Genomic DNA, 9,778 nt, shown 5'->3' on the forward strand with positions numbered 1-9,778 from the left:
AACGGCGGCGGCTTCATCGGCGTGGGCGAGCCCTCCGGCCACCAGTACCAGGGCCGCTACCTCCAGCTGGCGGGCGCTCTGGGTGTGGAGAAGGAGACCGGCTTCACCCTGAACTACGACAAGTACAACTGGGACGAGCACCCCGACCACTTCATCCTGGCCGACTGCAAGGGCGAGATGAACTTCGGCGAGGGCAAGAAGAGCATCTACGCCCTGGAGGGCACCGAGATCCTGGTGCAGCGTGAGAAGGAAGTGCAGATGGCGGTCCACGACTACGGCTCCGGCCGCTGCGTGTACATCTCCGGTCTGCCCTATACCTTTGAGAACAGCCGCGTGCTGTACCGGTCCATCCTGTGGTCCACCCACGGTGAGGCGGACCTGAACAAGTGGTTCTCCACCAACTTCAACGTGGAAGTCCACGCCTTTGTGGCCAATGGCAAGTACTGCGTGGTCAACAACACCTACGAGCCCCAGAGCACCACGGTCTACAAGGGCGACGGCTCCAGCTTCCAGCTGGATCTGGCCGCCAACGAGATCAAGTGGTACGAGATCTGACAGAACAATATTTCTCCTGTACGGCAGCACCAAACACCTGACAGAGACAGAAGACCGGCTCCAACTATATGACCACCGCTGAAGCCGGTTTTCTGTCAGGAAAAGCCTGTAAAACCTATGGGAAAGAAATAGTTTTATTTGGTGGGATAAGGATGTTTATCCTATATTATAAAGGAAGGGAGAATTAGTATGGCAAGTTTCAAGACAAAAACCCAGAAGGCCATCGCACTGCTCCTCTGCCTGGGAATGCTGGGCGGCATGATACCGGCCGGAGCGGCAGACACGGCGCTTCCCACGGACGAGGGGGACGCGCCGGCGATCAGCCTGACTGCGGAGCGGGAAGGCCAGCGCATCGAGGACTCGGACGATGCGGTTGTCTGGTCTGGCGATGACTGGGGTACCTGGACCTATGACGATGAGTCCGGCGCCACGAGCCACTTCGGAAACACAGTTGGCTCTACCGTGACCGTGACCTTCACCGGCACCGGCATTGCCGTGTACGGCAAGAAGGCCTACAACGGCCCCATCATGACCGCCGTCGTGGACGACGGTGAGGCGGCCGATGTGGACTTCTACGGCAATGGAGACAACGGATATGACCAGCTGCTCTACGAGGTGACCGGGCTGGAGAATGTGGAACATACTCTGGTCATGACCTTCACTGAGCGGACGAACGAATCTGCATATAAACCCCAAGGCGGGGCATTCCAGGCCGAGATCAACTACTTCATGGTCTCCGATGAGACCTCTGTGGAGCCCGGGCCCACCGAGCCCGTTGATCCCGATGTGGGCGTGGCCGACGGCGCCATCCACGACATCTGGTCCCAGGACCCCGCTACCGTCAAGGGTACGGGCGCCATCTGCGAGATCAAGGACGGGGAGCGCCACCTGAAGGCGGACGCTACAAACGGAAATGCTACCGCCGCGGCCTCCTACCCCGCCGTCTTTATCGACGAGACCATGTCTGCTGCGCTGAAGGGCGTGGGTGCCGATGGGACCGCCTTCCTGGAGGTCACCTTCAAGCCCACCGTGGCTGACACCAGACTGGGCCTGTACCTGAATTACGAGAACCCCGGCAAGGGCTTCTTTGTGGGTGCAGACGCCACCGGTTGGTTCTGGCAGACCTATGACGGCGGAAGCAATGCCTGGTATCAGGGCAGCCGCGTGGCCGCCCCCGGCGTGGGCACTGAGGCCACCCTCCGTCTGGAGTGGACCGGCTCCTCCCTCACCAAGGCCACGGTCAACGGCAAGGATCTGTTCCAGAATATGCCTGTTGATTTCTCCAGCGTTGTGGTATCTGAGGAGAATCAGGGCCGAGTCGGCTTCAAGGCCGGCGTCTACGGCAGCAGCATTACGGAGTACATGCTCAGCGACATCCACTACACCGGCCAGGCCAAGGTGGAGGGCCGCTCTGTCAGCGGCACCGTCACCGACGGGGAGAAGCCCGTGGCCAACGCGGTGGTCACCCTCAACGGCAAGCAGGACGTGACCAATGGCAGCGGTGAGTTCACGATCACCGACCTCACCACCGGCACCTACACCATGACCGTCGCGGCCGACGGCTATGAGGACGCCAGCCAGCAGGTGGAGATCTCCGACGCCGACGTGACGGGCCTGAACGTGGTCCTGACCGCCCTGAAGATCGAGACCGCCACCCTGAGCACCGAGGCCATGGACGTGGTGGTGGACACCGCGTTCCCCCGGGTCATCCAGTACAACATGAAGGGTGCCAATGACGGCAAGACCTTCTACGGACAGGTGACTCAGCTGGACACCCTGAAGATCAACGGCGTGTCCGTGAAGCCCGTTGTGACCGCTCAGACGGAGGGCAGCAAGATCACCTATACCATGACGGTCCAGGATGAGGGCAACAACATCGACGCGGTCATCACCGCCGAGATGGTGGCCCAGGGCAACACCCTGGCCTTCAACATCACCGACCTGACCTACGGTGAGAAGGCCGACAAGGTCAATCACCCGGTTGAGAGCATTGAGATCCCCAACCACAGCCTGATCTCCGTACGCAGCACCCAGGCCGGCGCGGAGCTGGCCGCCGCCCGTCTGGGCAGCAGCACCATCCAGAGCGGCGACACCTTCGTCACTGTGGACGGCGACCTGAATGTGAACAGCGTGAACAACCAGGGCTATATGTATGCCTTCCTGTCCAACAGCGAGCTGAGCGCCGGCATCTCCAGCAACTCCGACGCGGGCAGCAGCGCGGCCGGTTCCAACAACTACCGCCTGACCGTCACCGCTCAGGACCGGGGCACCTACAAGACCGTGGGCGTGGGCAGCTCCCTGTGGTATCTGGACCGCAAGATCAGCAGCAGCGACGCCACCCAGGCCTCCTATGCCAACCTGACCGATGAGGAGAAGGTAGTGGGCATTCGGGCCGGTATCGACGAGATGCCCTACGTGAAGGTGGTCATCACCGGCGACGAGAACAGCGACGAGACCGTCGACTGGCAGGATGCCGCCATCGCCGCCCGTGACCAGGAGATCATCCACATCCCCGCCTACAGCGACAGCGTGCGGGATCTGGTCACCACCCGTATCTCCATGAACTTCCAGAGTGAGGCGCCCAACCCCTTCCTGACTGCTCTTGACAACGTCAAGCGGGTGGCCCTCAACTCCGACGGCCTGGGCCAGTCCGTGCTTCTCAAGGGCTACGCCAACGAGGGCCACGACTCCGGCCACCCCGACTACTATGACATCGGCCGGCGCATCGGCGGCGTGGAGGACATGCTCACCATGCTGACCGAGGGCCACAAGTACGGCGCTGAGTTCGGTATCCACGTCAACGCCAGCGAGTTCTACCCCGAGGCCAAGGCCTTCAACGAGGACATGGTCAAGCGCAACGGCCAGCTGCTCAGCTACGGCTGGAACTGGCTGGACCAGGGCATCGGCATCAACGGCGTCTACGACCTGGCCTCCGGCAACCGGAACGAGCGCTTCGACAAGCTCTATGAGCTGGTAGGGAATAACCTGGACTACGTCTACGTGGACGTGTGGGGCAACAACACCTCCGGCACCGAGGACGCCTGGCAGACCCGCAAGCTCTCCAACGAGATCACCAGCAACGAGTGGCGGATCGTCCACGAGTGGGGCTACGCCAACGAGTGGGATTCCACCTTCCAGCACTGGGTCACCGACTTTACTTACGGCGGCTATGATCAGAAGGGCAAGCTCAACAGCGAGATCATGCGCTTCATGCTCAACAGCTACAAGGACTCCTTCCCGCCCGACTTCCCCACCTACGGCGGCGCCTCCAACGCCCCCCTGCTGGGCGGCCCCGTGATGCAGGGCTTTGAGGGCTGGCAGGGCGATGTGGAGTACGATCTCTTCATCGACAACCTGTACAACCAGATGCTGCCCACCAAGTTCCTCCAGCACTACGACATCATGAAGTGGGTGGACAACGACGAGGCCGTCTCCATCCCCTACGGCACCAGCTCCGGCGGCTTCAGCGAGAACCAGCGCTCCCAGTGGACTCCTGAGGTCCAGATCACCCTCCAGAGCGAGGACCGGACGGACACCGTGGTGGTCACCCGCGGCTCCGACAGCGAGATCAACGACACCTATTCCTATGACACCCCGGCGAACAAGCTGGAGTACCGCTCCCGCACCATCACCCTCAACGGCAAGGAGATTCTCCGCGGCGCCTCCGACCCCGGCGACTTCACCAGCAACGCCCCCGCCGGCAACCTGCAGTACCTGATCCCCTGGTACTGGGATGAGAACGGCGACGTTGTCTCCGCCGAGAACGAGAAGCTCTACCACTACAACCTGGTTGACGGCGAGAGCACCTGGGATCTGCCCGACGGCTGGACCGATCTGGCCAACGTCAAGGTCTACGAGCTGACCGACCAGGGCCGCACCAACGAGACCGTGGTGGAAGTGAAGGACGGCCGGATCACTCTGACCGCCAAGGCCGGTGTGCCCTACGTGGTGGTCAAGGGCGACAAGGGCGCTCCCGCTCCCGACGTCACCTACACTGCCGCCGGCATGCACCTGACCGACGTGTCCTTCAACGGCGTCCTGACCGACAGCTGGACCGTGACCGGCGCTGCCGAGCGGGCTGTTACCTCCCACCTGACCCCCATGCTCAAGATGAGCGGCGAGGCCACTGTCAGCCAGAAGATCACCGATCTGGTGGCCGGCCAGAAGTACGCCGTGTACGTGGGCGTGGACAACCGCAGCGACGCCAAGGCCTCCATCACCATCACCTGCGGCGATGAGGTTCTGGCCAGCAACTACACCCTGCGATCCATTGCCCGCAACTACATCAGCAGCTACATCCACCACAACGGCAACCCCACCGAGAGCGGCAGCAGCTACTTCCAGAACATGTACGTGTTCTTCACCGCGCCTGAGAGCGGGGATGTGGTCCTGACCCTGAGCCGCGAGGCGGGCGAGGGCAACACCTACTTCGACGATGTCCGCGTGGTGGCCAATGAGTCCGACCTGTACACCTATGACGAGGAGGGCAACATCGTCGCCTTCTATCAGGACTTCGAGAACGAGGCCCAGGGCCTGTTCCCCTTCGTCATGTCCGGCGCCCAGGGCATTGCCGACGGCCGCAACCACCTCTCCGAGCTCCACGCCCCCTACACCCAGGCCGGCTGGGATGTGAAGAAGATGGACGACGTGCTGGACGGCAACTGGTCTGTCAAGATCAACGGCCTGGTCGGGTACAACAACGCCATCTACTACACCATTCCCCAGAACTTCCACTTTGAGCCCGGCGTGACCTACAACGTCAGCTTCAAGTATCAGATGGGCTCCGAGGGCACCTATGAGGTGGTCTACGGCAGCGGCGCCTACAACAACAGCACCGCCACCGCTGTGCCTCTGAAGATGTCCCTGGGCGAGACCGCCACCTGCACCTTCACCATCATCGGCGACGAGTCCGGCCAGACCTGGTTCGGCATCCGCTCCACCGGCAAGGGTGCGAATACCCAGGGCACCAGCGGTGCTGCGGCCGACTTCGGCGGCTATAAGGACTTTGTGCTGGATGACCTGAGCATCACCGTCAGCGAGGTGAGCAAGGGCGATCTGAGCCAGCTGGTCACCGAGGGCAGCGCTATGCTCGAGGGCGACTACACCGGCGATTGGGCTGCCTTCCAGGCCGCTCTGTCCGCCGCCAAGGACGTTCTGAACAATCCTGAGGCCACCCAGGAGGCCGTGACCCAGGCCGCCACCGAGCTGGAGCGCACCATGCTCAACCTGACCCGTCTGGTGACCAAGCTGACCGGCGTGGTGGCTGACGCCGAGGGCAACCCCGTGGCCGGCGCCACCGTCACCCTGGAGAACAGCGGCTACCGTCCCACCGGCGCCACCTGCGTGACCGACGCTCAGGGCCGCTATGAGTTCGACTGGCTGTCCGCCGAGCGGTATATGGTCAAGGTGACCGCCCAGGGCTACGATGTTATCACCGTGGATGCCGGCACCCTCACCGCCGGTGAGACCAACCAGAAGGACGTGACCCTCGCCACCAAGACTGGCAGCGGCTACGTCAACACCTTCGACAGCGGCGACGTCTCCATGATCCAGCCTCTGGCCGGCAATGCGGGCGACGGCGCCAACGAGGTCATCGAGGCCGTGGACTACAACGGCAGCAAGGCCCTGAAGGTGACCTTCAAGAGCACCGAGCGCAACAGCGTGGTGGATCAGACCCTCAGCATGAAGAACGGCACGGTCGAGATGGACGTGACGCCTCTGACCACCGGCTCCCGCTTCGGCGTGACCCTGCGCGGCAACGGTATGAACAGCCGTATCTTCATCGGCACCTTCGACAGTGCCAATGGCTGGGGCTGGGAGTACTTCGGCAGCGGCAACCTGTGGTCCAGCACCGTCCAGGGCCCCGGCCTGTATGTGGGCGTCACCACCCATATCAAGGTCACCCTGAAGGACAACAACATCTCCCTGTGGGTGGACGGCGTCCAGCTGATGGATGAAGTGGCCATGTCCAACCCGCCCAGCGAGGCCGGCTATGTGGGCATCAACATGGGCCGCAACGCCGACGCCGCCTTCATCATCGACAACCTCTCCATCACCCCCGCTGACGAGGCCGCGGAGGACACCGCTCCCATCAGCGGCCAGATCCTCAACAGCGCCAACGAGCCTGTGGTTGGCGCCCAGATCACCGTGACTGAGAAGAACACCCGCGCCAGCGATGTGGTCACCAGCACCGTGACCGGCGGCGACGGCCGCTTCACCACCGTGCCTCTGGCGGCCGGCGACTATGTGCTGACTGTCACTGCTGCTGGCTATGACACCATCACCATGGAGGCCACCGTGGCCGGCGGCGAGGCCGTCGCGCTGGAGGCCGCCAAGCTGGCTGTGGACGACAGCGTGCTCCAGTCCCTCTACGATCAGCACAAGAACGACGCTCAGGGCAGCTACACCGACCAGAGCTGGAAGGCCTTCCAGGACGCTCTGGCCCAGGCCGAGGAAGCCCTGAAGAGCGGCGACGATCAGGCTCTGCTGGCGGCCTATGAGGCTCTGGAAACCGCTATCAACTCCCTGACCATTGCCGACAAGACCGAGCTGTACGCCCTGTATGACGAGTGCGCCGCCATGGCCAACAGCGGCTACTCCGACAGCAGCTGGCTGGCCTTCCGCAGAGCCCTCAGCGACGCGGTGGACGTGCTGCTGGACGGCAGCGCCACCCAGACTCAGGTGGACGAGGCCTTCAACGCCCTTAAGATCGCCAGAGATGGCCTGAGCGATGAGTCCAGCTCCGTGATGCAGTACAACATCGTCGCCACTGCCGGCGAGGGCGGAACCATCAGCCCCAGAGGCTCTGTGTGGGTCCCCATGAATACCAGCCGCACCTTCACCATTACCGCCAACGAGGGCTATGTGATCAGCGACGTGCTGGTGGACGGCAAGAGTGTGGGCGCTGTGTCCAGCTACACCTTCGAGAAGGTGAACGGCCGCCACACCATCGAGGCGAAGTTCGCGCCCGCTGGTGAGGAGAGCGAGGAGACCTTCACCGACGTGGACATGGATGCCTGGTACGGCAAGGCCGTGGCCTATGTGACCGACAACGGCATCATGAACGGCACTTCCGCCACCACCTTCGCGCCCGGCATGAACCTCACCCGGAGCATGATGGCGCAGATCCTCTACAACATGGAGAAGCAGCCCACCGTCACCGGGTCCAACCCCTTCAACGACGTGCCTGCCGGCCAGTGGTACACCGACGCTGTGGTGTGGGCCGCTGCCAACGACATTGTCAACGGCTACAACGGCAGCTTCCAGCCCGACGATTCCATCACCCGTGAGCAGATGGCCGCCATCCTCTACCGCTACGCTCAGTACAAGGGCGAGGATACCAGCGCTGCGGGCAGCCTGGAGAGCTTCTCCGACGGCTCCGCCACCTCTGGCTGGGCCAAGGAGGCCATGGCCTGGGCTGTGGGCGCCGGCGTCATCGGCGGCAAGGGCAACGGCGTGCTGGATCCCACCGGTACCGCTACCCGCGCTGAAGTGGCGCAGATCATGATGAACTTCCTGGAGACGAAGTGATCTCCGACATAGCTTCCCTGTAAATCCGGACCAAGGAACCCCCGGCTCCGCCTATGCGGAGCCGGGGGTTCTGCATGTCAAAAATCCTGACGCCGCCCAGATAGGGGAGGCATGTGATTTGATACTTTTTCAAATCGTTCTGGACGTGCCGGGGTAAGTAAAATACAAAAAATGCCAGTATTTTTTTTCCTCTTATCATCCGGGCCCCAAGTCCGCAAAGCCTTGGGCCGGAGCGTCAACTGTCAACCTATCCAAAAAACCTCTGCCAAATTCGGCGGGCGTTTTCCGCCTGGGCGCATGCCGGACCCTTGACGGCTTGTCCGGGATGGTATACTATATATACACTCACTGACCAAGATGGCACTACATCTTGTATACAATAAAGCGGACTTTTGACCCCCTCTGGGGGGCGTTTTTTTGCGGAAAAAAGGAAAGAGGAGCGAGATATGACCATCAGCAGCATTCGCAAGCGCGACGGGCGGCTTATGCCCTTCGATGAGGAAAAGATCGTCCACGCCATCACCAAGGCGTTCAACGCCACCTATAAGCCCGGCCACGAGGACACGGCCCGCAAGCTGGCCGACGAGGTGCTCTCCATCCTGGAGGTGGAGGGCAACCAGCAGCCCGACGTGGAGCACATCCAGGACCTGGTGGAGCGGGTGCTCATGGACGACGGGTACGTCCAGACCGCCAAGGCCTATATCCTCTACCGCTCCGACCGCAGCCGGGTGCGGGAGATGAACACCCGCCTGATGAAGATCTATGAGGACATCACCTTCTCCGCCGCCAAGGACTCGGACATCAAGCGGGAGAACGCCAACATCGACGGCGACACCGCCATGGGCTCCATGCTCAAGTTCGGCTCCGAGGGTGCCAAGCAGTTCTACGACATGTTCGTCCTCAACCCGGACCACGCCCGGGCCCACCGGGAGGGCGACATCCACATCCACGACCTGGACTTCCTCACCCTCACCACCACCTGCTGCCAGATCGACATCAAGAAGCTGTTCCAGGGCGGCTTCTCCACCGGCCACGGCACTCTCCGGGAGCCCAACGATATCGCCTCCTACGCCGCCCTGTGCTGCATCGCCATCCAGTCCAACCAGAACGACCAGCACGGCGGCCAGAGCGTGGTGAACTTCGATTACGGCATGGCCGACGGCGTGAAGAAGACCTTTGTCAGGTGCTACCGCCAGAATATGGCCCGTGCGCTCATGCTCCTGTGCGGGGACGAGGACCCGGAGAAGGAGCTGAAGGGCGTCATGGCCGACATCCAGGCGGAGACCGGCCTTCAGCCCACCCTGGAGCACTGCGAGGACTACTTTGCCGCCGAGCTGCCCCGTCTGACCGGCCGCTTCGGCGACGAGGAGGAGATCAAGAAGGCCCAGCAGTTCGCCCACCAGCGGGCGGTGAAGGAGACCGACCGGGCCACCTACCAGGCCATGGAGGCCCTGATCCACAACCTGAACACCATGCACTCCCGGGCCGGGGCCCAGACCCCCTTCTCCTCCATCAACTACGGCATGGACACCTCCCCCGAGGGCCGCATGGTGATGAAGAACGTGATGCTGGCCACCGAGGCCGGCCTGGGCGGCGGCGAGACCCCCATCTTCCCCATCCAGATCTTCCGGGTGAAGGAGGGCGTCAACTACAACCCCGGCGAGCCCAACTACGACCTGTTCCAGCTGGCCAT

Annotated in this window: 3 protein-coding genes; all 3 read left to right on the top strand. The window is 62.6% G+C overall.

From position 1 onward, the window contains the following. On the top strand, window positions 1-555 hold a 555-nt coding region (locus tag Q0K23_RS12375; RefSeq protein ID WP_294522813.1), incomplete at its 5' end, for a lacto-N-biose phosphorylase central domain-containing protein. A 189-nt stretch (window positions 556-744) separates the two neighbouring features. Beyond that, window positions 745-8,085, top strand: a complete 7,341-nt coding sequence (locus tag Q0K23_RS12380; RefSeq protein WP_294522817.1) for an endo-alpha-N-acetylgalactosaminidase family protein — start codon at window positions 745-747, stop codon at window positions 8,083-8,085. A gap of 446 nt (window positions 8,086-8,531) precedes the next feature. Continuing rightward, window positions 8,532-9,778, top strand: a 1,247-nt coding sequence (nrdD, locus tag Q0K23_RS12385) for an anaerobic ribonucleoside-triphosphate reductase (protein WP_294522820.1), incomplete at its 3' end; no start/stop codon positions are given.

It is taken from the genome of uncultured Pseudoflavonifractor sp. (assembly GCF_944387275.1).
GTDB classification, from domain to species: domain Bacteria; phylum Bacillota; class Clostridia; order Oscillospirales; family Oscillospiraceae; genus Pseudoflavonifractor; species Pseudoflavonifractor intestinihominis.